Raw genomic sequence first — 25,943 nt, forward strand, 5'->3', positions numbered from 1 at the left:
GATGCAGCTTCCCGGTTACGCATGGCTCGCGATCGCGATCGTCGCGGAAGTGGTCGGCACGTCCGCGCTGCGCGCGGCGGACGGCTTCACGCGCTTCTGGCCGTCGGCGCTCGTCGTCGCCGGCTACGGCATCGCGTTCTACTGTCTGTCGCTTACGTTACGCACGATGCCCGTCGGCATCATCTATGCCGTCTGGTCGGGTGCCGGCATCGTGCTGATCACGCTCGTCGCGATGCTGCTCTATCGCCAGGTGCCGGACCTGCCGGCCGTGATCGGCCTCGGCCTGATCATCGCGGGCGTCGTGGTGCTGAACCTGTTTTCGAAGATGCAGGCGCACTGAGCGTGCGACTGCCATTTGCCGGATGGCCCTCATGACCGATTCCACTCCCACTTCCGCTGCCGTTTCCGCCGAATCCGCCCAGCCCGACGTACGCGCGTATGTCGCGAACCGCATCGGCTTTCTCGAACTGAACCGCCCGAAGGCGCTGAACGCGCTGTCGGTCGGCATGATCCGGCTGATGCAGCAGGCGCTCGACGCGTGGCGCGACGATCCCGAGGTCGTCGCGATCGTCGTGCACAGCCCGCATCCGCGCGCGTTCTGCGCGGGCGGCGACGTGCGCTTCTTCCATGACGCATGGCAGCGCGGGGACCGCGATGCGGTCGATACGTTCTTCATCGACGAATACACGTTGAACCACGCGATCTTCACCTATCCGAAGCCTTACATCGCGCTGATGCACGGCGTCGTGATGGGCGGCGGCATGGGCATTTCGCAGGCGGCGCGGCATACGGGCGGCCTGCGTGTCGTGACCGACTCGACGAAGATGGCGATGCCGGAAACGCGTATCGGCCTGTTCCCGGACGTCGGGATGAGCTGGTTCCTCGCGCGCACACCCGGGGCGATCGGCCGCTATCTCGCCGTGACCGGCGCGACGCTCGATGCGGCCGGCGCGCTGTACGCGCAGCTCGCCGACGTTTATCTGCCCGATGCCGCGCTGCCGGCGCTGCTCGACACGCTGCGTCACGCGCGCATCGACAGCGGCGAGCAGGCCGTCGCGTGCGTAGCCGAGGCGGCCGCCGCACACAAGGTCGTGCCGACGCCCGACACGTCGGCGCTGGCCGACGCGCGCGCGGGGATCGACCGGCATTTCGCGCAGCCGGACATCGGCGCGATTCTCGCGTCGCTCGACGCCGAGCAGGATTGCGCGGCCGTCGACGGATGGGTCGAGAAGGCGACCCATGCGATGCGCGAACAGTTGTCGCCGCTGTCGATGGCCGTGTCGCTGGAAGTCGTCGAACGTGCACGCGGCGCGACGATGGCCGATTGCCTGCGGCGCGATCTCGACCTCACACGGTCGACGTTCGCGCGCGGCGACGTGATCGAAGGCGTGCGCGCGCTGATCGTCGACAAGGACCACCAGCCGGTCTGGCGCTTCAAGTCGTCCGCCGATATCGATCGTGCAGACGTGCTCGCGATGTTCGACAGCCCGTGGACACCTGACACGCATCCGCTGCGGAATCTGCAGGACTGACGTCGGGCCGACCGACGCGCGAGCCGGAAACGAAAAGGCCGCCTGCAGGTGCAGGCGGCCTTTTGCATGGATGTCGACCGCCCGGCGGCCGAAGGGCGTAGCGCTTGCGCCCGCGTTACTCGTCGCCGGCGTCGTCCGACATGAACGCGCGCATGAACACGAGCGCGCCGAAGCCCCATACCGCGTTTGCCGCGAAGCCGGCGGCGAGCACGGGCATCATGTTGCCCGACGGCCAGATCCCGCGCAGCGGATCGATCGCGAACACGCGGGCGGCCGTCAGCACGATGCCGCCGAACACCAGCGCGCCGATCCACGATGCCTCGCGTTCCGGCGAGACGCGCAGCAGCCACGCCATCGGGATCGCGCAGCACGCGCTGATCAGCGCATTCGCGACAAATTCAGGAATGCCGAGCGGCGCGAACGGCTGCGTGGAGAAGCCGGTTGCGGCGATCAGGTCGGCCGTGTGAAGGAGTGCGAGCGTGGCTTCGCGGAAGAACAGGGCGGCCAGGAAGCCGGACAGGAATGGCAGGATGACTTTCTGCATCGATGAGTGCACCGCAGGCGCGCACGGCCGGGGCTGTACGCGCGGAGTTATTCGGATAGGTGCGCCATTATAGGGCCCGCCCGCGGTGATATTCGCTCCAGCGTCGTGCTAATCACGAAAGCGGAAAACCTAAGCTCAAAAAAATCGTTCCAAAGCCCTGTACCGATCCCTAGACTGATTTCCCAGAAACAGCCGTGCAATCGCGTCCTCGCCCGCTGCACGGCCTGACCGGCGAACCATCCCGATTCGAACGCACACCATGCATGCGCCGCTGATCCGCGACGCGAGCAGGGCGGTGTTTTTTCAAATTCCGGCAAGGACAGTCAAGCAGGAGCAGCAGATGAATGTGTTCTGGTTTATCCCCACGCACGGCGACAGCCGCTATCTCGGTACGGCCGAAGGTGCACGCGCCGCGGATTACGATTACTTCAAGCAGGTCGCGGTTGCGGCCGACACGCTCGGCTACGAGGGCGTACTGCTGCCGACCGGCCGTTCCTGCGAGGATGCGTGGGTCGTTGCGTCGAGCCTGATCCCGGCGACGCAGCGCCTGAAGTTCCTGGTCGCGATCCGTCCCGGTATCGCGTCGCCCGGGCTGTCGGCGCGGATGGCCGCGACGTTCGACCGTCTGTCGGGCGGCCGCCTGCTGATCAACGTCGTGACGGGCGGCGATGCCGCCGAACTCGAGGGTGACGGCCTGTTCGCCGATCACGACACGCGCTACGAAATCACCGACGACTTCCTGAACATCTGGCGCGGGCTGCTGTCCGCGTCGCACGACAACGGCGGGTTCGACTACATCGGCAAGCACCTGCAGTCGAAGGGCGGCAAGGCGCTGTATCCGCCCGTGCAGCGTCCGCATCCGCCGTTGTGGTTCGGCGGTTCGTCGCCGGCCGCGCATCAGATCGCGGCCGATCACATCGACACCTACCTGACCTGGGGCGAGCCGCCCGAGGCCGTTGCGAAGAAGATCGCCGATATTCGGGCCCGCGCGGAAGCCCGCGGCCGCAAGATCAAGTTCGGGATTCGTCTGCACGTGATCGTGCGCGAGACCGAGGACGAAGCATGGCGCGACGCGGAGCGCCTGATCAGCCGCCTCGACGACGAAACCATCGCCCGCGCGCAGAAGGCGTTCGCGAACATGGATTCGGAAGGTCAGCGCCGGATGGCCGCGCTGCACGGCGGCAAGCGCGGCGGCCGCGAGGCACTCGAGGTGTATCCGAACCTGTGGGCCGGCGTCGGCCTCGTGCGCGGCGGCGCGGGTACCGCGCTCGTCGGCAATCCGGAGCAGGTCGCGGAGCGCATGCGCGAATACGCGGATCTCGGCATCGAAACCTTCATCCTGTCCGGTTATCCGCACCTGGAGGAGTCGTACCGTTTCGCGGAACTCGTGTTCCCGCTGATCAAGGGCAACGGCGCGGCGAAGGCGACCGGCCCGCTGTCCGGCCCGTTCGGCGAGATCGTCGGCAACAGCTATCTGCCGAAGGCAGCCCAGAGCTGAGTGACAGGAGGCCTGCGATGACAACGAAAACGTCGGCGACGGGCGCGGCCCTGGCCGCCCGCGCATGGCGCGGCGTCGCGCCGTGGCTCGTGCCGCTCGCGCTGCTGGTGGCATGGGAAGTCGGCGCCCGCATCGGCTGGCTGTCGACCCGCGTGCTGCCCGAACCCGTGGCGGTCGTGCGAGCGGCCTGGTCGCTCGTGACGTCGGGGGAAATGTGGGCGAACGTGAAAGTCAGCACATGGCGCGCACTGTTCGGTTTCGCGATCGGCGGCGGTGTCGGCCTCGCGCTGGGGCTCGCGACCGGCTTGTCGAAGGCGGCCGAGGTCGCGCTCGATTCGACGATCCAGATGATCCGCAACATTCCGGCGCTCGCGATGATTCCGCTCGTGATCCTGTGGTTCGGCATCGACGAGAAGGCGAAGCTGTTCCTCGTCGCGCTCGGGGTGTTCTTTCCGGTCTACATCAACACGTACCACGGGATCCGCTCGGTCGACGCCAACCTGATCGAGATGGCGAAGAGCTACGGCGTGCGCGGCTTTGCGCTGTACCGCGACGTGATCCTGCCCGGTGCGCTGCCGTCGATTCTCGTCGGCGTGCGCTTCGCGCTCGGGCTGATGTGGGTGATGCTGATCGTCGCGGAAACGATCTCGGCGCAGTCGGGCATCGGCTACATGACGATGAATGCGCGTGAATTCCTGCAAACCGACGTGGTGGTGGTCGGCATCCTGCTGTACGCGGTGCTCGGCAAGCTGGCCGACGTGCTGGCGAAATGGCTCGAGCGCGTGACGCTGCGCTGGCACCCGGCTTATCAATCAGGAGCAAAGGCATGAATGCGACGACTTCGGCGGCCGCCTACGGCCCGCTTGCCGGCGCAGACCTCGAGGTCGAACTGGCGCAGGCGCGTGTCACGGACGGCGACGCGCGGGATGCGGCGATCCTCGACCGTGACGGCAGTGCGTCCATCGTTCCGCTCGCGCGGCGGCGGGCAGGAAGCCCGGCACCCGACGACGCGGTGACGCTGTCGGGTGTCAGCAAGCGCTTCGGCGCACGCACGGTGCTCGACGACGTCGAGCTCGGCATCGCACGCGGCAGCTTCGTCGCGATTGTCGGCCGCAGCGGCTGCGGCAAGTCGACCCTGCTGCGTCTCGTCGCCGGGCTCGAGCAGCCGAGCAGCGGCGCGCTCGTGACGCGTGGCGAAGGCGGCGGCGTGCTCGACACGCGGATCATGTACCAGGATGCGCGCCTGCTGCCATGGAAGACCGTGCTGCAGAACGTGATGCTGGGCCTCGGACGCGGCGCGCGCGACAAAGCGCGCGCGGTGCTCGACGAAGTCGGCCTGCTGGAGCGTGCGAACGACTGGCCCGCGCAACTGTCGGGCGGCCAGCGGCAGCGTGTGGCACTGGCCCGCGCGCTTGTTCACCGGCCGCAACTGCTGTTGCTCGATGAGCCGCTCGGCGCGCTCGACGCGCTGACCCGCATCGAGATGCATGCACTGATCGAGCGGTTGTGGCGTGAGCATCGGTTCACCGCGCTGCTCGTCACGCACGACGTGCAGGAAGCCGTCGCGCTCGGCGACCGCATCCTGCTCATCGAGCAGGGGCGCGTGGCGCTGGATCAGCCGGTGCCGCTCGACCGGCCGCGCGCCCGCGCATCGGCCGCGTTTGCGGCGCTGGAGGACCGCGTGCTGAAACGCGTGCTCGCCGGCGGGCCCGGTACGGACGCACAGGGCGAGGTGCGCGAGGCAGACAACGTTCGACCGGTCGGGCAGATCCGCTGGGCCGTTTAAATCCGGGCGGCAGCGGCCGCCCGTTCTGAGATCTTTTTCTTCGGAGCGATCAACCTGATGAGCATCACTGCAATCAACGTACGTAACCAGTTCAAGGGCAAGGTGAAGGAGATCATTCGCGGATCCGTGGTCTCCGAGGTCGACGTCGAGACGCCGTTCGGCATCGTCACGTCGGTGATCACGACCCGTTCGGTCGACGAACTCGAACTGAAGGTCGGCGCGGAAGTCGTCGCGCTCGTGAAATCGACCGAAGTATCGATCGCACGCCTCTGAGCGCGTGTCCCGCGCCGGTGCGGTGCCGCGGGCAACCTGCCCGTTGGCGCCGCCCGGCATTTGCGCAGCGCGTTTGCCTTGGTATTCGACGTCCGGACGAAGTGCTAGGATGGAGCGACACCGATGCCGGAGGCCACGCATGACCCCCATCCTTTCCCCCGAAGCCATCGAGGCGCTGAAGTGGATCGACCAGTTCGGTGAAAGCCGGCCGGTTCCCGCTGCGTTCGACGACGTCGTCTACGCGTTGCTGAACGAGGGGCTGATCTATCAGGCGGCGGCCGACCGGGTCGACCTGACGGCCGATGGCAAATCCTTTTTGTCCGACGAATACGATTGAGCGCACGGCGCTGGCCGCGCGGGCGGCCGGCGCTGCGTCGCCACGGAGCGTGCGATGGAACCGAGAGGCAGCGACCTCGGCGATTTCAGCGAGCCGTACCGCGGCTACGAGATCGAGGTGAAGACTGAGCAGGTCTGGGACGGCGAGCATGCGCATTACCGCGTGCTGCAGGGCGATGCCGTGCGGATCGACTGGCGGCTCGTCAAGGTGGACGGGATCCTGCTGACCGAACGACGCGTGATCGAGCGCGTGCTGGACGAGGCGCGGCGGGCGGTCGATGCGGAGCTGGGCGAGGGGTAGCGTGCATGCCGGGCAGGCCTGCCCGCTGTTGCGGTAAAATGCCGGGTTGTTTCCGCGCCGTCTGGCCTGTTGCCCGAAATCCATGTCCGTACCGTCCTCGCTTCCTCCTCGCCGCGTATCCGTCGCGCCCATGCTCGACTGGACCGACCGTCACTGCCGTTCGTTCCACCGGACGCTGACGCGCGATACGTGGCTGTATACGGAGATGATCACGACGGGCGCGCTGTTGTTCGGCGATGCCCAGCGGCATCTTGCGTTCACGCCGAACGAATCGCCGGTCGCGCTGCAGTTGGGCGGCAGCGAGCGCGACGATCTGGCGCGCGCGGCGAAGCTCGGCGAGCAGTGGGGCTACGACGAAATCAACCTGAATTGCGGATGTCCGTCCGAGCGTGTGCAGCGCGGCGCGTTCGGCGCGTGCCTGATGAACGAGCCGCAGCTCGTCGCGGACTGCGTGAAGGCGATGCGCGATGCGGTGTCGGTGCCGGTTACGGTCAAGCACCGGATCGGTGTCGACGCGGTCGAGGACTACGCATTCGTGCGCGACTTCGTCGGCGCGGTGGCCGAGGCTGGCTGCGAAACGTTCGTCGTGCATGCACGCAATGCGATCCTGAAAGGGTTGTCGCCGAAAGAGAACCGCGAGATCCCGCCGCTCAAGTACGACTATGCGTATCGGTTGAAGCGCGATTTTCCTTCGCTCGAGATCGTCATCAACGGCGGCATCACGACGCTCGACGAGGTTGCGCAGCATCTCGAGCATGTCGACGGCGTGATGCTCGGCCGCGAGGCGTATCACAACCCGTACGTGCTCGCGGAGGTCGATGCACGCTTCTACGGATCGACGGCAGCGACGCCGACGCGCGAAGAGGCCGAGGCGAAGCTGATCGAATACTGCGCGGCCGAACTGAAGCGCGGCACCTACCTCGGCGCGATCGTGCGGCATGCGCTCGGACTGTATCGCGGCATGCCCGGTGCACGTGGCTGGCGTCGTGTGCTGTCGGACAACAAGAAGCTCGCACGCGGCGATCTGGCCGTGTTCGACGAGGCGCGCGCGCATCTGAACGAGGCCGAAGAAGTTTTTGAAAAAAAAGCTTTGCAAGATTCAAAAGTGTTCGTATAATCTTGTTCTTCGCTGCTGAAACACAAAAACAGCGAAGAACAAAAAGCAGTAACAGTGGTGGCTGTAGCTCAGTTGGTAGAGTCCAGGATTGTGATTCCTGTCGTCGTGGGTTCGAGTCCCATCAGCCACCCCAACAAATTCAAGCACTTGCAGCAGATTCAAGCTGACGTGTTACAGGTTTTGGAAGATGAGATTCCAAAACCTGGAAGATAGAGCAGAAGGCCCGCCATCGAGCGGGCTTTTTTGCGTCCAACGCGCGAGGCTGGAAAATGACACTCGATAACCTGACTTCTCCCTCTTGGTGGGTAACTGCGGTGATCGGGGCGATTGCCTTGAAAATTACTAGCGATTATGTCCGTCAGGGCCTTGAGAAACTGGTTTCAAGTGTTTTCCGAACTTGGAACCAGCGATCCAAAGTGGCCAAGGATAAGCTCGAGCGAACGGCGCTGATGTTGGCCAGCGATAGTGAAATGAGAGCGCGATACTATCGCCTAGAAATACGTTACTCATTTCTGGCAATCATGAGCTTTGTGATGGGCACTTTCTTTATGGCGGCTTGGGCTATGGTCCTGGCGTTGGCGGGAGGCAAGTTTCCGTCGTTCGACGGGACTGCGACTTCGATTGGGCCTTGGGAAATATTCATTGTTAACGCCGTATGCGGGTTGTGTGTCGCTAGCTGCATAATTACCGGCTACACTGTCTTGACTAAATCGACGAATGTCATGATCCGACTGCAGGAGGCGGAGCGTATTAGACGTAGGTCAGCCGACGCAGCTGTGTAATCCGCTTAGAATCTATTTTGTTGCGCGTACTTTTCTTTGCCTGCGTCGGTCATATGTTTTTCGCACCATGCGTTCGTCGGCATGTCCCGTCGCGTCGATAATCCGGTCGTCGCCTTCCTCCTGACGATCGGTCACGGCGGCCGGCCGCATATCGCGTAGCGCGAACCGTTCGAACGGCACGCCGCGCCCCTGCGCTTCCTTCTCGCAGTAGCCCATCAATCGCGACCAGTTCGTGTTCCAACCGCTGCGCGTGTACACCTGGCCGGCGGTATTTCCGAACACGTGCACGCTCGACGTGCGCTGCAGCTCGAGCGCTTCGTCAATCACAGCCTTCAGCTCGGGCGACCACAGCACGAGCTTCACGCGTTGTTGCTCGCCGGCCTTGCGTTTGCCAATCGGCACCTCGACGCCTTCCGGCTTGATGCTCTGGCGGTGTAGCTCCCGCATCTCGGTCGGTCGACTCACGGTCAAGTATGCGGCCTTCACGCATAGCGCGAGGATGAGGTACGCGGAACTCGGGTGCTGGTCACCAACGCTTCTGCGCGACCGCGCGACTTCCACTGCCAGATCAATCTCGTCCTGACGCACATACCTCTGGCGCGGCCGCGTCGGGTTGTACTCGATGCCGCGGCATGGGTTCGTTTCGAGCTCGCCGCGGCGCCGGCCGTATTCGAGGACCGCGGACAGGAGGGCGATCTCCTTGTTCGCCTTCGCCGGCGCGCCGAGCTGCGCGCGCTTGTCGAGGTAGCCGTACACGTGCTTCGGCTTGATCGCGGCCGGCGCCATCTTCCCGAAGACCTTGACCAGCCGTTTCGCCTCGACGCGGTTCTCGTCCAACGTGGACTGGGCCTTGCGGCGCTCGTCGGTGTGCGGCAAACCATCCTGCCATTCGAAGTAGCGGGCGACGAGCGCCTCGACCGTGCCAGGTTCGATCGCGTTCCCGTTGAGCGCCTCCGCGCGCTCGATCGCCTGCTTGCGGATCTCGGCGAGGGCTTCCTTGTTGTGGGCCGGGGCCGACAGGCGGAATGCCCATCTGCCATTGGGCAGCTTGTAGCCGAAGCTGACCTTGTGTTTCCCGTAATGGGCGTAGAGCCGGAAGGGCAACCCGTCCGGCCGTTTTCGTCGTCCGATCATGATTACAGTGCGGCGAAGTTCGGTTCTTCTGATGCGGAGGTGCGGTGCCGGCGCGCGGGTGTCGAGGGGGTGGTGCCGTTCATGCGGGCGTCATAGTACTCGCGCGCGACGAGCGGTACGCCGGCGATGTTGACCGCGAACGGCCAGTGATTGCGCTCAAGCCAGCGCTTCATGCACGCGTGGCTGCGTGGCTTGCAACCGACCAGCTCGGCCAGCTCCGGGGTGGTGAGGTAGAGACTCATGATGCAATCCTTCGAAATGCTACGACCCATACCCATGGGTTCGTGTCCCAGCCGTACCCGCGCGAGGCGTTCAGGCTGTCCCAGAGATCGTGAAAAGCGCGGATGCTCGGCGGACGGAAGGCGCCGGCGCAGTACCCCCGCATGTGATGGTCCTCGATCGTCACCCCTTCGTCGCGAGCATCCGATTCGCTGATGCTCTGCAGGCGCTCGGCGCGCACGCCGGTGATCTCGAGCCTGATGCGCGACGCCCAGCGCGGCATGTGGATGGATGGCGACCAGCCACGTGATTCCTTGGCATTGAGCGCCTGGAACGTGTTGTGGTCGATGTCGACCTCGGCGCGACCGTCGTCGGCCTGGTATGCGATGCCTGCATAGCGGCGCGCCGGGCGGCTGCCTTCGAATGTCTCGGTACCAATGCGGCGTACTTCGTGCGTTTCGCGCACCCACAGCCGATCGCCGACGTCTCCGTGCGGGCATACGTAGCAGTCACCGGTGCGCGTGTGCCAGATCGCGGCAATTTCGGGTGCGGGCGTCCCGCCGACATACTTCACGGATCCGCCGCCGGCCGTCGTCGGCTCCCACATGCCGAGCGGATTGTCGTGAGGCAGCTTGATGATGCGCCGCGTCTGCGTCTTGCGGCCTTCGACGATGGCGCGCACCATCGGGCCGCTGAAAAGGATAGGGCGTTCAGTCATGCTAGGATTTCTGCTCAATTTTGAGGAGGAGACCGTGGCGATCCAACAAATTGAATTTGGCCATCCTGAAGTGTTCGAAGACGAACACGGGCCACATCGAATTCGTGTTTCCGTTGCGCGGAGCTTCATTCCGAAGGAAGAGTGGATCTTCCATGTTTGGATTGCCCGCGCTGACGCCTCGGGCAATCTCGGCGACTTCGCGAGAGTTGGAGTTGGTCAGCAATGTGCAACTAGAGACGATGGCGTCCTGGAGGGTGTGACGATTGGTCGGGCTGCACTCAACGGCACATCGGCAGCGGATTGAGTTGAAAGTTACTGGCCTGCGGAAATTCGTCGTGCGTGCGGCCGTCGAGGTGGCGGCCGGCGGCGCGCTTGCCGACCTTGGTGAAGTGGTGGTTCGCCGCGAAGCGAAAGGCAGTTTCACGAACGGGCGTTACCCCGCATCCGCAGATCGCCACCCCGTTCGGCTCGACAGGTAGCCATTCCCCCCATTGCTTGAACAGGAACGGCACGCCGGCGACTGCGCACTGATCCCGCAGCGAGCGGACCCATCCGGGATGCATCGGCCGCGCGCCGTGGCCGCTTTCGCCTCCGACGATCACCCAATCGATTTCGGGCGAGCTGTACCCCGAACCGTCCTCCGCATATTCGGTGGTGGGGCCATGAATCCACGGGGCGTCGGCAGGACAGTCTTCGCACGACTGCATTTCCCGCATGCGGCAAACTCCAGTCGGATCGAACCAGGCTCGAAGATCGACCGGACCAAGTAGCGGCTCCATCGACAGAAATCGGCGGCGCGCCGGCGTCATGAGCAGCTTTTCGATGTCGCGGTCGGCCTCGGCCTGGTTGACGATCGTCGCGCCGAGCCAGACGTTTGCTGGGGCATTGCCCTCGAGCCAGCCGTCGATCCATGCATACAAGTCGTCGCGGCGATGGTTGAACGCATAGTCGGATGCTTCCCGCAGGAGATTCATCCAGTTCCCAATGCGCTTCGTCAGCAGCAGCCAGTCGAGGTGCGGGGTATTCAAGATCAGGTCGAACAGGTCCGCGCGCCAGACTTCCGGAACGGCGTTGTCGAATACGTCCGCAAGCGACGCGCAGAACACGCGCTGGCGACGGCCGTGCTCGGCGAAGAAGTCGGCGTGCGCAGCATTCCAAGCGAGCGGCTTGCGCCAGTTCGCGGCCGACGTGCGGCGGCGTGGCGCGCCGGGGCCCCAGTTGATGGCAGTGCCGCCAGCGAAGCGCGCGTTGCGCGACTCGGCGTAGCAGTGGTCGCAGCCTGGGCCTACCTTCTGGCAGCCTTCCCAGGGGTTGAATGTGTGGTCGCACCACTCGATTTTGCTGTTCTCGCTCATGGTCTGTTGTCCGCGCCGCAGTGTGGGCAGTCGAGTGAATATCGGTCAGCGTCTCGCAGGAACCGGCCGCATCCGACGCAGTTCACGAGATCGGCGCGCTGCTTCCGAGGCTTGGTCAGCCTGATTCCGGTGCCAGCGAGCGCCTGATCGCGCTTGATATGCTGGAAGTCGACGGCCGGCCGCCACTTCGAGTCGATGTAATCCTTCGGCCACGGGATGTCAGTCGCGCGCTCGTTGTGGCGTGCCTGCGCCTCTTCTTGCGTGTACACGTGCGCTTTGCGCAGATCGGTCGTGTATCCGCTGCCGCCTTCAGCCCACCACAGAACATCGTTGCCTACGAACGAGCGGCTGTCCTGAACATAGAAAAGAGCGCTCATAGCTCGATGTCCATGTATTTGGTGACGAACCGCGCTTCCTCGGAGTGGTGGCGGCGGTAGACGATACGAATGCCGCCACCGAGGTCGAGCGGCCGACCGCGGCCGTTGTCGTCGTTCAACTCGGCCTGGTGGTCGCAGCAAACCGAGCGAAGTGTGTCGGCGAGGGCGAGGGGGGCGGCCAGCAGCCGAAGCAGGAAGTCGTGGTTGATCTCGATGATGGTTCGGGTGCTCATGCCGCCAGCTCCTCGTCGGTGTCGTCCATGGATTGTTGAAAGATTCGGCCGGGCTCGCCGACGGGGATCGTCACGAGGCCGGCCGCAGTGAGAAACGGATTGCGCTGCATGGCGCTTCGGGCGGCGCGCGCTGCCTTCGATTTGATCGCTGCCGGGCACGGCACGTCCGGCGCATTTCCGATAGCCCAAACAGGGCGCCACTGCGCTCGACCGACGGGCGGAATCCAATCGACGATGTGCACCTCGGTGCGGTGGATCGTCAGCAGTTCGCTGACGCGCTGCTGCGAGACTCCGCAGCGCTTCACCAGCTCGCGAACCGACAGCTGTTCCGTTTTGAGAATGGCGCGCATGTGATTCCATGCCGGCGCCGCGACCGACTTGTGGTCGCGCGGCGGCCGCGAGATCTTCAGCACCGTCCGCGCATAGGTCTGCACCGACTTCCGTGGATGTCGAGGAAATGCCGCGTAGAGCGCTTTGGATGGGATGTGGGACGGATAGAGGCGGGCGAGCAGACGTATCTCGCCGGTCGTCCACGGGTTCCGTGTCGACGTCGACATGCTACGATTCCTCCGGTATTTTTCAGCGAGCACCAGATGAAGACTGTTTTCCTGATGCGTGGGTATGAGATGAACTGCACGCCACGCCCGACCGACGACGGCAAGTTCGCCGCGCAGGTCGAAGTGACGAAGGTGGGATTCAGCCGCGAGGCGGCCTTTCGGAAACTTGGCGAATTCGACACAGAAGCCGAAGCGGTCGCCTATGCGAAGCAGTTTTCCGAAGAGTGGTTGACGCGGTACGCATGACGACGCAAACCCCATGCGGCGCCTGCATCGCGGTTCATGGAGAACCTGCTGGCATGCAACCGCAACATCTCGAACTGGTCGGGATTGTTATGCGGAACGGCAGTCCATTTGAGGAGCACTATGAGTGTCCGTGTTGCGGCGCGTCGCTGGCCCGGGCCGTTGCCGCCGCACCAGAGGCACGCATTTGGTTTCTAGTCGGCCGGGTGTGCCATTGAACTGGTAGCAGTCGATCAGCACGATTCGCCTCCTTGGGCGCGGGCGGCGTCCGCCGGGGCATCGGGCAGCGGCATCCAATGCGTTACGCCGTGCACCGGAGCACCATAGCGATAGAACGTCGGCTTCTGGCTGATTCGTCTACCGAAGAACGCAGTGCGCTCGCCTGTCTCCATAGCGGGGTATATCAGCACCTCGACGCCCAGCGATCCGGCCTTCCGGTTGCAGGTCGGTAGCTTCTCGTCAATTCTGATCCACGTCTCTCTGATGAGTGTCGTGCGAAGGGCGGCAACGTATGCCGCCAGCTCCAGCGCAGCCGCGTAACTTGCGCCATCCATGCAGGTGCCGCGCTCGCGAATCCACTGCGATACGATCGGCTCCATCTCGGTCAGCATGTCGTCGGTGATCTTCATGCTCGCACCCATCCTTTCGACGTTGATCGGATCTTCCCAGTCTTGCGCACGGACTGGAGACGCCGGTCAACGATGCGCCAGCTCACGACGTCACCGAAGGTGGTCGGCCGGCATTCTTCGCGCGCGAGCCGCTCGCTTTCTTCACGCACTGCGCCAGTGTTGACGGCTGCGAATTTTTTCGGGGTGTCGTCGATCGACGCGAGGATCAGCGCGTCGAGTTTCTGGAATTTGCTCATGATGAGGCTCCGGTGCGGGCGCCTAGCCAAATGCGAAATTCGCATCCGTCGCCTTTGTGGCATGACTCCCATGTGTGATTGCAGCATTCCGTCACCTCGGCGCGTGGCTCCGGCTGGTCCGGATGGGCGGCGAGAAGGGCGTTTGCCCGCGCGATGGGATCTTGACTCCGGATGTCCTTGCCGTGGTCTTTCATCCATGCGCGCAGTTCGCTCACGCAGAGGCGCAAAACGGCGGCACACTCGTCCGTCAGCACGTTGTCATTCGACATGGTTGGCTCCTTGGAGAAGGGCGCGGTACAGCTTTTGCATGTAGTCAGGGAGCTGGCGCGCCCGCACTTCGTCGTCGTGCTCGTCGCAGGGATGCACCGAAACCGAGTCGAGCGCTTCGCGCACGACCGCCTTCGCGGCGTCCACGACTGCATCGGTCAGCCCGACCAGAGCGTCTGCCTGCGCGGGCTGCGGGGCGGCCAGCAATTTCGCGGCCTCGTCGGCCAGCGCTTCGACAGAGAGACGGAAGCCTTCCGGATTGCAATGCGTGTTGTGGTAAAGGCTACGGAGCGAGCGCGCCGATTCCGCGAGCTTGAGCCAGCCGGCCGGGATCGCCACCGCTTCCGCCGCCATAGCGGGCACCGCGCCGATCCGGCCGAGCGCGATCGAGAACGGACGCACAGACGATGCCGATGCGCCCCCATCGCGAAGCGCCTGTTGCTTCTGCTCGTCGCTGATCACGCGGCCGTCGTCGGTTTCCCATGCGCGTACACCATCCGCTCCTATCCCGTTGGCAGAGGAGGCGCGGGCAGCGGCGAGTTCTTCGATTACTGCGCTTGCGGCAGTGAAGTCGTTCATCCGGCCGGTATGGTCGCGCGCCCACGCGGGCACGCCGCTCGACCATTCCCCGTGCGTGCGCAGGTGCAGCCATTCGGTATAGCGCGGGAACGCCGCCCGCTCGTCCGCTGGCGAGGGTGCAAGCTGACTGTAGGTGATCGTACCGTGCGGGTAGCGTCCCGAAAAACACGCGACTGATACCGTGCCCGAGTCGTTCGGCGCTGCTGCGGGCTGCTCGACAGGGAATGAGGCGAGCAATGCCGTTCTGTAGGCGAGCCGCAATTCATTGCGAGCATCGACGCGTTCTTTCAGCGGGCCGTCTTGCAGGGATTCCTGATACCCGTCCAACAGGACGTCGAACTCGGTCAGGCGATACGTCAGCGCCTCCGCGCGGCCAACTTTCGAACTCGTCTCATTGCCGCCGGCTGCTCGCACGCCGACAATGCTTTTGGCGGTCGCGTTCTCCTTACTCGGCCGCTGATTTGCCGCCTCGCTCGCCTGTTTGGGAGCGAGGATCTTTCGTTGGCTAAGGTTTTCGGCCGGCATGCCGTTATCTGCTGAGGACAGTCCTCGTGCCTCGATTGCTGTTCCGTTTTCTTGCCCGCTCGCGTTCCGCATGAGCGGGCTTTTTTCGTTTTGGGTGGTCATGGTGTAGTCCTTTGGACGCCGGAACGCTTGTTGTGCATTCGTGCTAGCCTCTAACTCGAATAGCGGAGGTAGTCATGCAACGAACAATCGAGTACCGTGGTTTTGAAATTGATGTTCAACTGACCTCAGCCGCACAGGACATGTACGACGTCACGTTCCAGATAAAGGGGCATGACAATCTCGGTATCCTTGGGGCGCGCGGACACCGCATACTGATTCGAAACGGCCCGTTCACCCGACGCTGGGCATATCTCGTCGCCGAGATCGCGGGGCAGGCTGCGATTGACGTCCTGCTTGGGCCGGCCGATTGAGTGTCACTTATGCGAATAGGTCGCGCTGCTTTTTGCCGCTCGACTCCGAGAGATGCGTAGGGCAGAAGTGGACGTCCGGGCCGGCCTGATGCGCATGCACCGCGCACAGGTGCCGGTCGCATGTCTTACCCGGCTTCGTCTGGAAATCGCACTGGAAGCCGCTCGGCGCGTTGCAGCCGTCGACCGAGCAGCGATGAGCGCGCTTACGACTGCGTGTGCACATGATTCCGGAGATGCCGCCGGGAAGGCGAAACGGGGTGCAGGGCATAAGGGACCTCTGACTTAGAAGGTCTGCGGGGCGACGGTCAGCGCGATCGCGATCGGCCGAACCCAGACCGGCGTCGACGAAAGCAGGAACGTTTCCCCGGACTCCGCAAGTAGCAACGTCGTGCCCATCGCTTCGGCGATCGCCTGCGCGGCGTCCGGCGGCACCGCGTTGCCAATCCGCTCGCGCCACGCCTGGTCGGAAAGGCCGTCGAGCTCGAGCTGCTCCTCCGGTTCCACGAGCGATTGCAGGACTGCCAGCTCGAGCGTGGTGAACGGTCGGTGCCATGTGCCGTCGAGCGCGCGTATGACGGCGACAGTCTTCTCGTTCGCCGCGGGCATGCGCGGATCGGCAACGGACCAGCGTCCGTTGTCGTGGCCGGCGGCGGCCGACACTGCGCCGCTGTGCTGTTCCCAGCCGACGACGCCGTAGTGGCCGCCAGTCAGATACGCGTCGCCGCGCTCGCGGCGCATGCCCGGGCGAGGATCGGCAACAGCAAACGCGCCTTGACCGCTGTCGCTGCGAGCGATCACGGTGCCGGCAGGTTCGTCGAAGCCGGTGACGCGGTACTTGCCGGCGCCTTCGAAGCCGGTGCTCGCGCGCGGATCAGCGACTGCATACGCGCCCTGGTCGTCGCCGCCGATGACCGTGCCGGCATGGCCGTCCCATTCGGTCACCTTGTACTTGCTGAACAGCGGGCCGGCCGGCGGCCGCGGGTCGGCGACGCCCTGTCCGCCTGCGCTCGGCCCGGTACCGCCGGTGACGACGCCCGCCGGGTGGTCGAACGGCACGATGCGGAAGCAGTTGTTGTGCTTCACTCCAGTGCGCGGGTCTGCGACGCTGAAGGTGCCTTGCCCGGGCGACTTCTGGCCGGTGATCGTGCCGGCGTGGTCGTTCCAGTCGAGTACGCCGTACTGCTGGTATTGCGCGGCGTCGGCCGGCCCGCGCGGGTCGGCGACCGAAAAGGTGCCGTTGCCCGGGCGGCTCGCGCCGGCCACCACGCCGCACGGTTCCTCCCAGCGGTTCACGCCGAGCACACCGTTGTGCATGTCCGGCACGATCAGGTAGTCGCGCAGGTGACCGTTCTCGATCGCGAGCTTGTTCAGGCTGCGCCAATCGCTGCCTGCTTCGACGAACGCGAGGCGCACCCACGTTTTCCACTGCAGTGACGGCACGCGATGCATCGGGCCGGCCGCGCCAATGTCGCCCGGCAACGGCATGCGGCCGAGCAACGTCCCGACGCCCTGCAGGCGCTTGACGGGCGGCTCGTACAAGCACGCCGGCACTTTCTCCATGTGCCGCGCGACGAGCAGGAATCGCTTGCGGCTCTGCGCGAGACCGCCGATCTCGCCGCAGTCATGCGTCGTCTCGTTCACGGCGTAGCCGTAGTGCTGGAGGATCTTGCCGATCTGATCGAGCAGGTGACGGCCGCGCGTCGCGAGCCGCGGCACGTTCTCGAACACGATCAGCTCGACCGGATCGTCTTTCCATGCCTCGCACATCAGCCAGACGCAGCGCAGCGTCAACTCGTTGAGTGCCTGGTACTTCGGCGTGCGGCTGAGCGTTTCCGACAGCAACCCGGACGCGCCCTTGCACGGCGACGAGATGAACACGCAATGCGGGTGCTCGTAACCGGCGGCGCGGCGCACGTCTTCCGGCGTCGCTTCTCGCCAGCCTGCCGGCGGCTCAGCACTGTGGAACGCGGTGTACTGCGTGCGCGTGAAGAGGTCCTGGAGCGTGCACGGGACACCGACAATCGTGCGGAAGTCGCGGCACGCGGCGGGATCGTTGTCGATACCCCCAAGCACGCGCCACGTGCCGGTCATTGTCCCTACGTGCGAGACAGCTTTCTTGAAACCTTTCATGCCTGCTCCGAGGCCGGAGCAGAAGCCGAAGACCTTGTATTCGCGACGAATGTTCATGGGAATCACGGGAAGTCGAAAAAAGAAGGGCGCCGATAAATTCGGCGCCCTTCGAATGCCGCGCGGACCGAGGTAAACCACGCGGTGATGCTCTGTCTGTTCAGCGAGGCATTCGCTGCGGTTCGGCGCGGCCGCGAGCGGCGCGCTTCCACCATTGGTCGTCTGCACCGGGCTTGTGTGCGGCGTACACGCGGCCCAGTTGTCCCTTGTCGCGCAGGAAGCCCCATTCTTTCGTGCGACGCGCGCGGTGCGCGAAGATCGTCCAGCACTCGTGCACGCCGTGGTCGCGCGGCAGGATCACGCGATGGAACGAATCGCCGATCAGTGCGTTGAACCAGCGCACGATCTTCGTGCCGGCGCGCGTCTGCTCGTAGTACCAGCCGGTGAGGATCAGGGAGAAGGCCCACGGCCACGGGTGATCATGCAACCCGCGATCGGGATCGCTGTCGACGAAGCGGTGCAGGTACACGCGCACGCCGAAGAGCGTGACCAGGTAGTAGCGCTCGAGGTAGGGGCGGCCGGCGTCGCTGATGATTCGGCACGGCAGGCGGCCGCTGACGCAGAAGAGGAGGGCGCGGAGCATGTCAGGTCCCCATTTCATTCGGCAGCGTTGCGTCGAGGCGTCGGATCAGCTTGACGATATCCTCGGGGATGCGCATGGCGTGGCTGCCGTGCATCGCAGCGAACGCCGGCCGCAACAGATTGCGATCGTCTTCGCTCAGCTCGGTGTGCTCGAGGCGCGCGAGCGCACGCCAGAGCGGGTCTTGCGTATCGGTCATAGGGGGTACTCCTGTTGAATGACAGCCACGACGCGATCGCACGTCGCGACGTCGAACCAGCCGATATGACATTCCTCGTGGTTCGCGATGCCGAGCTGTCTGGCCAACCAGACGTACGCATCAGTGCGGGTCATCGCGCCCGACTGCCAGATCGGATTGAAGGCAGCTTTGGCGCGTTTCCGCGCCTCGCGGGTCGGCCCGTCGGCCAGCGTGCCGAGTGGAATGGCGGTGAAGGGGTGCAGGCCGACGTATGCACGGCACGTGCGGCAGAGGAACGCCCACGGCCAGTCGCCGTACTCGCGCCCATAGATCGCCGAGTTGTTCACGATCTCGACGGGGCCGCCGTCGTAAGGGCAACTTGTCGGAGCCGGAAGCGGGTTCTTGACGCGGGCCGTCGCGCGGCGCGACGGGTTCCACGGCGTCTTTTTGTCGGCAGCGCTCATGGTGGGTCAGATATGGCAGTCGACGACCGTGATGATCGTGTCGTCGGGCAGGCTGTCGAGCAGATCATTGACCTTCCGGTTCCAGTCGTCGCAGTCGCGTTCGTCATGCGAAACGCCGAACCATCCCATCGTGCCGCGCCCGGCCCACTGACCGTCCTTTACGAGAGCGTAGGTCACCGTCGAGCTGTCGCGGGCCTGCTGCACGTATCGGTCGCGCGGCGTCAGGTACTCGTCGACGCCATCCCATGGGTTATCGAGCGCGGCAGCCACTGCCTTCATGGCCGGTTGCGCGTGGTATGCCTTGCGTGCGGCGTCGATGTCGCCTGCATGCAGAACCTCACGTACGTGCTCCCAGACGTGCCACGTTGCATCGCCGCGCGCAGCGGCCGCCTTGTCCCAGCGTTCGCCGGCATTCTTGCCGGCTGCGTCGCGCATACCGTTGAAATCGATGTCACCTTTGCGAGCGACGTCTGCTCGGCCGGGGCCGTCGTCGGCGCATGCACCCATGAGCCCAGGGCGACCGCGTGCGCCAGTTGCGCCATCTTTCAGCTGCAGGAACCCTGACCATCGGCCGCCGACGACCCACCAGTCCCACTGTTTCCGCGGATTGGTGCGTTTGACGACTTTCGTAACGTTCCCGCTCTCGTCGAGCATGGCGTATCCGAACTTGTGCACGCCGTCCGTGTCCGGCGCTTCTCCGAACGGAACGAGCGCCATGCCGTACCAGCCGGTGAGCCAGTCGCTGAATGTTCTCAGTTGTGCTGCAGGCACCTCGACAAGCTCGTATCCCGGCGGCACGAATCGCATCCGTCGACCAGGAGCAAAGGACGGCGCGTCGGGGTCGGGCTGCGAAAACTCCGGGCGCCAGTTGCTGTTGTCGTCGAAGAAGCTATGCAGGGAGCCGTCCGGAGCTTTCAGGCGGGTCTCGGTCTGCGCGCCGAACTCGGCGCGTGCCTCGTCGGTTTTGTCGACGTCCTGCACGAATTCATCGTTCTCACCGGTACATTCGAACTCGTGATACGGCCAGAGTTGCGTCTCGACATCATTGCCGATGACGAGTACTGAAAAGTGGCTCATGGTGTTTTCAATAGTGAATTTTGGGGGAGAGGGATGGCGTTATCGCGCCATCCACTGCGTGCCGCGCACGATCCGGCCGACCGGTTCGAGCACGAGCACCTCGGACTCCTTCTCGCTGCGCACGAGCGCGCTGCCGCGTCGCTGGGCTTTCTCGAGCGACGTGTGACGTTTCGGCTTGCAATACCTACCGACCGTCACGAACAGCGGCGCGCGTGCGCCGACCGGGCCGAGTGTCAGCTCGTCGATGCGCGCCTCAAGCGCCGCGGTATTCGCGCGCCAGGTGTCGGCTCTTTGCTGCGCGGCGTCGCGCTCGGCGGTGAGGCGTTCGACTTCGGCTCGCAGCTCTGCGATGACGCGTGAGGTGGTGTCGGCTGCTACAGCCGACGGCGGCAGGCCCGCAACGGCCTCGGCCAGCGACAGAGCGACGACCGGCGGCGCGGCGTTGGCCGGCGGTATCGGCGCGGCGCTGCGCGCGAGCCAGTAGACGTATTCGTTGCCGCCGCCCGCGCGCTTTTCGCGCTCGACGACCGCCTCGCCGAGCATCCGGTTCAGCTCCTTCGTCACGTCGAGATGGGGGAGCCCGGTTCCGGTCGCCACGGCCTTCGCCGTGGCTTCCGATGTGGCGGCGAGATACTTCTCGATGTCCTCTCTCATGCTGCCTCCCGTATTGCATGCTGCGCGGCCGGCGCGACCTGACCGCCTTCAACCCAGAATGCCTCGATGGCTTCAGGCAGCCCGCCGGGCGGCGCTTTCAGGCTCATGAACACGAGCGCCGTGTCGATCTGGTTTCCATAGGCGAGATCGTCGAGCCAGTAGAGCAGCCGGTCGCGCTCCGGCCCGACCAGGACATCGGCGCGATCGAGCACGAGCAGCTTCAGGCCCGAGAAGTGGCTGATCGCCGCGGCGATGTGCGCGTCAACGCGCCAGCGCTCCGATTCGGACAGCATGGCGTAAGCGCGCCCGTCGGCGAAGATCTCCATCTCCGGCGTGATCGTCACGTCGGCCCATTCCCATTCGGACATCTCGGCGAGGTCCGTCAGGCGCTCGTTCATCGGCGTGAGCGCCTCTTTGAGCAGATCGGCCGGGATCCCATTCGGTGCGAGCGCGTCGGCGATCGCTTCGTACGCTGCGACATCTTCGTGCAGCGCCGCAGCCTGCTTTGCCAGGTCGGCGGCGCCGGCGGCGCGACGTTCGATCTCGCGAAGCGTCGCGATGTCGGTGTCGAGCTGCTTGCGGCGGCGCTGGAGGTCGGCCAGCTCCGAGCGCGCGGCGTCTCCGCTCTCGCGTGCGGCGGCCGCGCCACTGTCCGCCGCATCGTCTTCGAGCGCGCGCAACTGCGTCGCGGCCGCGTCTGCGGCTTCGAGATCGCGTTTGCGGTTTGCGGCTGCGTTTTGCAGCGTCTTCAGGCCCTGCTCGTACTCGGGTAGCTTCGCAGCCGCGTCGGCGTCGCGCGCGCCGGCTGCGGCCGCCGCCGACAGCGCGCCGTTGAGGTAGCGCAGAAGCGCGCCGCACTCGGGGCACGAACATTCGGTGCCGGCCGGTGCCGCGCCGGCGCGCACACGAAGCGCTTCGACCTTGGGCAGGAATTCGGCGACCTGTTCGTCGGCGAGCTGCGCGAGCTCGACCGCCTTCGCGTAACCGGCGGCGCGCGTGCGCAGATCGGCGATTTTCGATGCACGCGCACGTGCTGCGGTGTCCGCCGCGTCGGCAGCGCCGATCTGCTGCTGCAGTTCACCGATCCGATCGTCGAGCGTCGCCCGGTCGCCCGTGAGCTTCCGCAATGCTGCCTCGTCGAACTCGACCGGTGCCGGGCGCCAGGTCGCTCCCTTCTGGCTGCCGTACGTCTCGCCGGTCGCGTTGCGCCACGACTGCTTCGCGCCGCGCGCCCGGTCGGCCGCTTCCTTCTGCGCCGCTTCGAATCCGGCGCGCAGCATCGGCGTGATGGCCGCGAGCCGCGCGGCGGCCGGTGCCGGTACCGCGTCGGTGCGAAACCCGAGCTTGTCGAGCAGCCGGGCGCGCATTTCGTCGACGCCGATCTTCACGCCCATCAGGTCGTACAGGAACGCCCGGCGCTCGGCCGCGCCGAGGTGAGCAAACCGCTGCGCGTCGAGCACCAGAGGAAGGCGAGGATCCTCGGCGAGCTCGCGCTTGAGCTTCCCGGACGGCAGCGTGACGCTGTTCGCCTGCTCGCCGCACGCGACCACGATCTGGCCACCGTCCGCACCCTCGGTGACGAGCGAGCCGTATTCCTTCTTCAGCGCGACGCGCACGGTGTCGCCAGTGAGCGCCATGCGAACCGCTTCCTGCAGGCTGCTCTTCCCAGCACCGTTCGGGCCGGTGAAGAGGGTGACCGGTTTCGCGAGCCGAATATCCGCTGTGCGGATGCCGAGCACGTTCGCCACGTAGATGTCGGTGATTTTCACGATTCCTCTCCCTGCGTTTCGCGCGGCCGCAGCACCGTGCGGCCGCCGTCCGAATCCATCGCACTGACGACGCCCTTGGCTTCGAGCAGCTCGATCAGCCGCGCGGCGCGGTTGTAGCCGATCTTGAACTGGCGCTGCACGCTCGAAATCGTCACCTTCTGATGCTCGATCACGAACGCTTCGACTTGGGCGTACAGCGGATCCTCGTTGCCGGACGCGGCTTGTTCCTCGTGCCACTCCTTCCAGCCCTTCACCCAGGCGATGCACAGCTCGCCGGCCATCACGGGGCATTCGCTCTCGGGCTTGCCTTCGGCGGCCGCCTGCCGGCCTGCCTGATGCTGTTCGTCGAGCTGCGCCTGGGTCGGGCCGTCGCCGGGCTTCGGCACCTCGCGGAAATCGGCATCGACGACGTCGCTATCGGGCTTGTCGCCGTCCATGCCGTCGCCGTCCTGGTCGGTGTACTCGCGGCCGAGGTCCAAACCGCGCTGATCCGATTCGCCGCGGATCTCGTCCATGCCGCCGGTGTGCTCGTCGGGGTTCGCGACAACGACCAGGACGGCTTTGCCGCTCGCTTCGTAGAGCTCATGCAGGTTCGGCTGAGAGCCGCCGAATTTCACGACCGCCTTGACGCCGTCCTTGATCGTGATCTGGTCGAGGTCACCCTGCACGACGATGCGACCGTTGCTGGCGATGAGGTGCGTTGCCATCTTCACGTTATGGTCGACGCGTGCCTTCAGCCTGTCGATGACGTCGTTCTGCTTTTTCTCGGAGAGCTTTACCCAGATGTCGGGCATCAGCTTCATTTCGGTCACCAACGCGGAAAGCAGGTCTTTGCCGATGCTGTCGGCGGTCATCTGGAGAACGTTCTTGTCGGTCATGTCGAAATCCTTGGCGGCGATAGAGGGGGTTAATCGGCGCTGATCGGGCTGCGTGCCCGGCGGCCGGCCGGTGCGGTCGTTTGAGACGACGCTTTGCCGGTGGCCGCCTGATCAGCCGCCGCCGTGATGGCGCGCATGCGCGCCGAGGCAAGGGCGTTCAGTTCGGCCTTGGCGGTTTCGTCAGGCACGCCGCTGATTGCGCTGCGCGCGAGGTCGAGATCCTCGGGGGTTTTGGCCGACTCGATGTCCTCGCGGATGCCGAGCACCAGGCCGCTCACGTCGAAGTCGAAGCCGCCTTGCGGTGCGTGATCAGCGTCGCCCGGTACCTCATCCGACGCCCGGGCTTCCCTCTGGCCTGCGTTGTCGCCTTCGTATTCAGGAGGTTGCTCGTCGGTCGGCGTGGAGGGGGCCGCTACGGTGGTGCGGCGTACCTCTTCGGCCGGATGTGCCGGGCCCGCTCGCAGGGTGTCGAGCGTCGTGGTCTGCACGGTGAAGGAGCCGTCGGGGTAGACGTCCACGATGTCGGCTTCTTCCTCGGAAGTGCGACCCATGCCCATGACGATGTCGGGCGCGTGGATGTTGCCGAAGAAACTGCCGGCGCGGTACTGGAACATCAGCGTGCGCAGGCCGGTCTGCCACTTCGATCCGGCCTTCCCGTACCAGCCTTCCTCGACGACCATTCGCATGCTGACCGGCGCCGATTCGATCACGGGCATGCCGATGTCACGGTAAAGGTCGAGCATGCGGCCCGCGTATTGGCGAACCTGTTCGGGCGCGAGACGCGGTTCCGGTGTGCCCCGCGGAAGTGCCCAGGCGATGCACTCGATGTCATCGACCTCGACCTCGCGCTCTTCGAAGATCGGCTTCCGAGCCTGCTGATTCCAGCCGGTCTTTTCCTTGTACTTGGCCGTGATCTTGCCGCGGCTGATCATCTGGAAGCGCAGCGGCGTGAAGCGGCCCGACGCGTTGATGGCGGCGATCACGAACTTGCCCGACCACCGCAGCTTGCCTTCGATCATGTCGGCGTTCTGCATCACTGCGGTAATCGACATGCGGACGGCGCGCGCGACCTCGATCGCGACGAGACAGTTGCCGATCGCAGACGGGTTCTCGACCCAGATTTCCTCGCCGTTCGCCTTCTTCAGGTTGTGTGACCGGAACTGTGCCGGAACAGCATCGCTGCTCGCGTAAGCCTTGGCGATGCGGTTGGCCAGGACAAAGCCGCGCTCGGTGAACATGTCGACGGCTTGGTCCGGCATCAGCGCCGGCACGCCGCCGGCTGCCTTCACTTCGCTCAGTTGTGCGGGTGCATTCATGGGTGCCTCGTTACTCGTGGAATTTGCAGATGCCGTGCCGCGGGCAGTACTTCGCGTCGCAGAGCAGCGATTTCGGGTTGGGGAAGAAACGGCCGGTGCGGAACATGTCGGCCGCGAATTCGATGAGGCCGGGCTCGTCCTCGGTGCCGATCATCACGCGCTTGGCGTCCTTCACCGATGCGGTGGCCACCTCGGGCGTGCCCTTGGTCTTCAGGCCGATGATCTCGGCGGTGTCGGCGATCAGCTCGCCAGTCGTGTGCTCGTAGAGCATCTCGTAGGTGCCGATCTGCGGGCCGTGTCCCTTCGTGACCGCCACACCTTTCTGCACCGCGGCTGAGCCGCTCTTCAGGTCGGCGATGCCCGGGCCGAGCGCTGTGCGGCGCACGCGTGCCCGGTCCATCGTGCCGGTCAGGCGAATCGTGATGCCGCCGCCGCATTCAATGTCGAGCGGCTTCGTCTCCATTTCGACGGCGATGAAGTCGTAGCGCGGCGCGACCTCGAGGCAGTATTTCGTGGTGAGCGAGAGGCCGATGCGTTCGGCTTCCGACAAGCTCAAGTCGTCGCGCGCCGGGTCGAATTCGTTCTCCGGATCATGCAGCTTGTCGACGAAGGCACCTGCCGCGTCGTCGACCGTCAGACCGGAGCCGTCGAGGCGTGCCTGGTCGAAGACGGCCGTGCCGGCGTGGATCGCGGTGCCGAGCGCCGCGCGCAGGCCGACGACGTTGCGCATCTTCAGGAGGTGGATGCCTTCCCAGCGATACGCGCAATCGAACAGGCCGGCCCAGCTCGACGCGCGCACGGTGTAGACCGAGGGAGTCATGCCGCACCTGCAGTTTCGGCGGTGGCCTCCGCGGCCGGCGCCGGCATCTTTTCGATGCACACGTACGGGAAGCGCTCGGGGAACGGCTTGATGTGCTTGTAGAAATGCGAGCCCAGCGAGTCGGCGCCCTTGAGCGCGTCGAAGTTCGCCTGCGTGAAGCCGGTGTAGTGGTACAGCGACGTCGGCGCATTCGTCTTGCGATCCTTGAAACGGACCGCAAGCGTTTCGGTTTCGGCGTCGTAGCCGATGCTGTGGATCTGCGACGACTCGACGGGCAGGGTGTCGATGGTTTTCATCTGGTGGTGCTCCGAGTGAATGGTGGGCGCGCGCGCCGACTGCGCTCGGGTGAGGCGCGAGCGAGATTCG

At 65.1% G+C, this 25,943-nt stretch carries 36 protein-coding genes and 1 tRNA gene; 14 read left to right on the plus strand and 23 right to left on the minus strand.

From position 1 onward, the window contains the following. Position 1: 1 nt before the first annotated feature. Both ACTJLD_RS00900 and ACTJLD_RS00905 read left to right on the plus strand, forming a co-directional pair. Entirely contained in the window at positions 2-340 is a 339-nt protein-coding gene (locus ACTJLD_RS00900; RefSeq protein WP_021161565.1) for a DMT family transporter, read from the plus strand. Positions 341-371: 31 nt separating this feature from the next. Then, the gene (locus tag ACTJLD_RS00905; protein ID WP_060084817.1) at positions 372-1,532 is read left to right on the plus strand and encodes an enoyl-CoA hydratase/isomerase family protein; all 1,161 of its coding nucleotides are present in this window, start codon (positions 372-374) and stop codon (positions 1,530-1,532) included. Between the two features lie 115 nt (positions 1,533-1,647). Here the strand turns inward: ACTJLD_RS00905 and ACTJLD_RS00910 are convergent, their stop codons facing one another. Further along, entirely contained in the window at positions 1,648-2,076 is a 429-nt protein-coding gene (locus ACTJLD_RS00910; RefSeq protein WP_006484223.1) for a hypothetical protein, read from the minus strand. Positions 2,077-2,416: 340 nt separating this feature from the next. Between ACTJLD_RS00910 and ssuD the strand changes: the two genes are divergently transcribed. The 9 genes from ssuD to ACTJLD_RS00955 all read left to right on the plus strand — a co-directional run bounded on the left by ssuD (position 2,417) and on the right by ACTJLD_RS00955 (position 8,169). Beyond that, a complete protein-coding gene (gene ssuD / locus ACTJLD_RS00915; protein WP_059496210.1) occupies positions 2,417-3,574 on the plus strand; it encodes an FMNH2-dependent alkanesulfonate monooxygenase in 1,158 nt (385 codons plus the stop codon). Between the two features lie 17 nt (positions 3,575-3,591). Beyond that, positions 3,592-4,404 carry an aliphatic sulfonate ABC transporter permease SsuC gene (gene ssuC, locus ACTJLD_RS00920; RefSeq protein WP_059526339.1) on the plus strand — a complete coding sequence of 271 codons (813 nt, stop codon included), beginning with the start codon at positions 3,592-3,594 and terminating at the stop codon, positions 4,402-4,404. Continuing rightward, entirely contained in the window at positions 4,401-5,360 is a 960-nt protein-coding gene (locus tag ACTJLD_RS00925; RefSeq protein WP_124545018.1) for an ATP-binding cassette domain-containing protein, read from the plus strand. Before ssuC ends, ACTJLD_RS00925 begins: the two co-directional genes overlap by 4 nt. Before the next feature lie 57 nt (positions 5,361-5,417). Then, positions 5,418-5,633, plus strand: a complete 216-nt coding sequence (locus ACTJLD_RS00930; protein ID WP_006476104.1) for a TOBE domain-containing protein — start codon at positions 5,418-5,420, stop codon at positions 5,631-5,633. Positions 5,634-5,772: 139 nt separating this feature from the next. After that, complete coding sequence (locus ACTJLD_RS00935; protein WP_027787628.1) at positions 5,773-5,970, plus strand: hypothetical protein; 198 nt, start codon at positions 5,773-5,775, stop codon at positions 5,968-5,970. A gap of 54 nt (positions 5,971-6,024) precedes the next feature. Next, the gene (locus tag ACTJLD_RS00940) at positions 6,025-6,270 is read left to right on the plus strand and encodes a hypothetical protein (protein WP_027787627.1); all 246 of its coding nucleotides are present in this window, start codon (positions 6,025-6,027) and stop codon (positions 6,268-6,270) included. A 130-nt stretch (positions 6,271-6,400) separates the two neighbouring features. Beyond that, positions 6,401-7,387, plus strand: a complete 987-nt coding sequence (gene dusA, locus ACTJLD_RS00945; RefSeq protein ID WP_334004527.1) for a tRNA dihydrouridine(20/20a) synthase DusA — start codon at positions 6,401-6,403, stop codon at positions 7,385-7,387. Positions 7,388-7,444: 57 nt separating this feature from the next. Beyond that, positions 7,445-7,520: transfer RNA gene (locus tag ACTJLD_RS00950), tRNA-His, on the plus strand. 136 nt (positions 7,521-7,656) lie between these two features. Further along, positions 7,657-8,169 (plus strand): hypothetical protein, encoded by a 513-nt coding sequence (locus tag ACTJLD_RS00955; RefSeq protein ID WP_155643547.1) that lies wholly within the window; start codon positions 7,657-7,659, stop codon positions 8,167-8,169. 12 nt (positions 8,170-8,181) lie between these two features. On the opposite strand, the gene ACTJLD_RS00960 is transcribed toward ACTJLD_RS00955, so the two are convergent. From ACTJLD_RS00960 to ACTJLD_RS00970, 3 genes are read right to left on the minus strand one after another with little or no spacing between them, the layout of a single operon-like run. Next, complete coding sequence (locus ACTJLD_RS00960) at positions 8,182-9,303, minus strand: hypothetical protein (RefSeq protein WP_440657665.1); 1,122 nt, start codon at positions 9,301-9,303, stop codon at positions 8,182-8,184. A gap of 2 nt (positions 9,304-9,305) precedes the next feature. Then, positions 9,306-9,545: a DUF4224 domain-containing protein gene (locus ACTJLD_RS00965; protein WP_440657667.1), complete on the minus strand. Its 240-nt coding sequence runs from the start codon at positions 9,543-9,545 to the stop codon at positions 9,306-9,308. After that, positions 9,542-10,240, minus strand: coding sequence for a hypothetical protein (locus ACTJLD_RS00970; RefSeq protein ID WP_440657669.1), 699 nt, complete (start codon positions 10,238-10,240; stop codon positions 9,542-9,544). The genes ACTJLD_RS00965 and ACTJLD_RS00970 overlap by 4 nt, the downstream gene beginning before the upstream one ends. Between ACTJLD_RS00970 and ACTJLD_RS00975 the strand changes: the two genes are divergently transcribed. After that, on the plus strand, positions 10,239-10,544 hold the full coding sequence (locus ACTJLD_RS00975) for a hypothetical protein (protein WP_440657671.1): 306 nt from the start codon (positions 10,239-10,241) through the stop codon (positions 10,542-10,544). The two genes, ACTJLD_RS00970 and ACTJLD_RS00975, sit on opposite strands and share 2 nt — an antisense overlap. Here ACTJLD_RS00975 and ACTJLD_RS00980 read toward each other — a convergent pair. The 4 genes from ACTJLD_RS00980 to ACTJLD_RS00995 are packed head-to-tail and all read right to left on the minus strand — an operon-like array spanning position 10,519 to position 12,762. Beyond that, complete coding sequence (locus ACTJLD_RS00980; RefSeq protein ID WP_440657673.1) at positions 10,519-11,595, minus strand: phage Gp37/Gp68 family protein; 1,077 nt, start codon at positions 11,593-11,595, stop codon at positions 10,519-10,521. The two genes, ACTJLD_RS00975 and ACTJLD_RS00980, sit on opposite strands and share 26 nt — an antisense overlap. After that, positions 11,592-11,972, minus strand: coding sequence for a hypothetical protein (locus ACTJLD_RS00985; protein WP_440657675.1), 381 nt, complete (start codon positions 11,970-11,972; stop codon positions 11,592-11,594). Before ACTJLD_RS00985 ends, ACTJLD_RS00980 begins: the two co-directional genes overlap by 4 nt. After that, on the minus strand, positions 11,969-12,205 hold the full coding sequence (locus ACTJLD_RS00990) for a hypothetical protein (RefSeq protein ID WP_175900031.1): 237 nt from the start codon (positions 12,203-12,205) through the stop codon (positions 11,969-11,971). The genes ACTJLD_RS00985 and ACTJLD_RS00990 overlap by 4 nt, the downstream gene beginning before the upstream one ends. Then, on the minus strand, positions 12,202-12,762 hold the full coding sequence (locus ACTJLD_RS00995; RefSeq protein WP_440657678.1) for a hypothetical protein: 561 nt from the start codon (positions 12,760-12,762) through the stop codon (positions 12,202-12,204). Before ACTJLD_RS00995 ends, ACTJLD_RS00990 begins: the two co-directional genes overlap by 4 nt. Before the next feature lie 36 nt (positions 12,763-12,798). Here ACTJLD_RS00995 and ACTJLD_RS01000 point away from each other — a divergent pair, with 36 nt between their 5' ends. After that, positions 12,799-13,008 (plus strand): hypothetical protein, encoded by a 210-nt coding sequence (locus ACTJLD_RS01000; protein WP_023474754.1) that lies wholly within the window; start codon positions 12,799-12,801, stop codon positions 13,006-13,008. 230 nt (positions 13,009-13,238) lie between these two features. Here the strand turns inward: ACTJLD_RS01000 and ACTJLD_RS01005 are convergent, their stop codons facing one another. From ACTJLD_RS01005 to ACTJLD_RS01020, 4 genes are read right to left on the minus strand one after another with little or no spacing between them, the layout of a single operon-like run. Further along, the gene (locus ACTJLD_RS01005; RefSeq protein WP_440657680.1) at positions 13,239-13,634 is read right to left on the minus strand and encodes a DUF551 domain-containing protein; all 396 of its coding nucleotides are present in this window, start codon (positions 13,632-13,634) and stop codon (positions 13,239-13,241) included. Next, complete coding sequence (locus ACTJLD_RS01010; protein ID WP_272545684.1) at positions 13,631-13,870, minus strand: hypothetical protein; 240 nt, start codon at positions 13,868-13,870, stop codon at positions 13,631-13,633. Before ACTJLD_RS01010 ends, ACTJLD_RS01005 begins: the two co-directional genes overlap by 4 nt. Continuing rightward, entirely contained in the window at positions 13,867-14,139 is a 273-nt protein-coding gene (locus ACTJLD_RS01015) for a hypothetical protein (protein WP_440657683.1), read from the minus strand. The genes ACTJLD_RS01010 and ACTJLD_RS01015 overlap by 4 nt, the downstream gene beginning before the upstream one ends. Next, entirely contained in the window at positions 14,129-15,343 is a 1,215-nt protein-coding gene (locus ACTJLD_RS01020; RefSeq protein ID WP_440657685.1) for a hypothetical protein, read from the minus strand. Before ACTJLD_RS01020 ends, ACTJLD_RS01015 begins: the two co-directional genes overlap by 11 nt. 74 nt (positions 15,344-15,417) lie before the next feature. Between ACTJLD_RS01020 and ACTJLD_RS01025 the strand changes: the two genes are divergently transcribed. Continuing rightward, complete coding sequence (locus ACTJLD_RS01025) at positions 15,418-15,654, plus strand: hypothetical protein (protein WP_440657687.1); 237 nt, start codon at positions 15,418-15,420, stop codon at positions 15,652-15,654. 282 nt (positions 15,655-15,936) lie between these two features. Here ACTJLD_RS01025 and ACTJLD_RS01030 read toward each other — a convergent pair whose 3' ends face one another. The 11 genes from ACTJLD_RS01030 to ACTJLD_RS01080 form a co-directional block, all read right to left on the minus strand. Continuing rightward, a complete protein-coding gene (locus ACTJLD_RS01030; protein WP_440657689.1) occupies positions 15,937-17,841 on the minus strand; it encodes a DNA cytosine methyltransferase in 1,905 nt (634 codons plus the stop codon). 100 nt (positions 17,842-17,941) lie between these two features. After that, positions 17,942-18,424: a hypothetical protein gene (locus ACTJLD_RS01035; protein WP_440657691.1), complete on the minus strand. Its 483-nt coding sequence runs from the start codon at positions 18,422-18,424 to the stop codon at positions 17,942-17,944. A 1-nt stretch (position 18,425) separates the two neighbouring features. Continuing rightward, the gene (locus ACTJLD_RS01040) at positions 18,426-18,620 is read right to left on the minus strand and encodes a hypothetical protein (RefSeq protein ID WP_060318144.1); all 195 of its coding nucleotides are present in this window, start codon (positions 18,618-18,620) and stop codon (positions 18,426-18,428) included. After that, positions 18,617-19,063, minus strand: a complete 447-nt coding sequence (locus ACTJLD_RS01045; RefSeq protein WP_440657693.1) for a zinc-finger-containing protein — start codon at positions 19,061-19,063, stop codon at positions 18,617-18,619. The genes ACTJLD_RS01040 and ACTJLD_RS01045 overlap by 4 nt, the downstream gene beginning before the upstream one ends. Positions 19,064-19,069: 6 nt before the next feature. Continuing rightward, positions 19,070-20,140: a hypothetical protein gene (locus ACTJLD_RS01050; protein ID WP_440657695.1), complete on the minus strand. Its 1,071-nt coding sequence runs from the start codon at positions 20,138-20,140 to the stop codon at positions 19,070-19,072. 39 nt (positions 20,141-20,179) lie between these two features. Next, positions 20,180-20,794, minus strand: coding sequence for a 1-pyrroline-5-carboxylate dehydrogenase (locus ACTJLD_RS01055; protein WP_440657697.1), 615 nt, complete (start codon positions 20,792-20,794; stop codon positions 20,180-20,182). Continuing rightward, the gene (locus ACTJLD_RS01060; RefSeq protein ID WP_440657699.1) at positions 20,791-22,563 is read right to left on the minus strand and encodes an AAA family ATPase; all 1,773 of its coding nucleotides are present in this window, start codon (positions 22,561-22,563) and stop codon (positions 20,791-20,793) included. The genes ACTJLD_RS01055 and ACTJLD_RS01060 overlap by 4 nt, the downstream gene beginning before the upstream one ends. Further along, positions 22,560-23,441 (minus strand): DNA translocase FtsK, encoded by an 882-nt coding sequence (locus ACTJLD_RS01065; protein WP_440657701.1) that lies wholly within the window; start codon positions 23,439-23,441, stop codon positions 22,560-22,562. Before ACTJLD_RS01065 ends, ACTJLD_RS01060 begins: the two co-directional genes overlap by 4 nt. A 29-nt stretch (positions 23,442-23,470) precedes the next feature. Beyond that, on the minus strand, positions 23,471-24,757 hold the full coding sequence (locus ACTJLD_RS01070; protein ID WP_440657703.1) for a hypothetical protein: 1,287 nt from the start codon (positions 24,755-24,757) through the stop codon (positions 23,471-23,473). Between the two features lie 10 nt (positions 24,758-24,767). After that, entirely contained in the window at positions 24,768-25,577 is an 810-nt protein-coding gene (locus tag ACTJLD_RS01075; RefSeq protein WP_440657705.1) for a RecB family exonuclease, read from the minus strand. Next, positions 25,574-25,873 (minus strand): KTSC domain-containing protein, encoded by a 300-nt coding sequence (locus ACTJLD_RS01080; RefSeq protein ID WP_060276386.1) that lies wholly within the window; start codon positions 25,871-25,873, stop codon positions 25,574-25,576. Before ACTJLD_RS01080 ends, ACTJLD_RS01075 begins: the two co-directional genes overlap by 4 nt. Between the last annotated feature and the right edge of the window lie 70 nt (positions 25,874-25,943).

Origin of the sequence: Burkholderia sp. 22088, assembly GCF_052045915.1 — a bacterium.
GTDB lineage: Bacteria > Pseudomonadota > Gammaproteobacteria > Burkholderiales > Burkholderiaceae > Burkholderia > Burkholderia cepacia.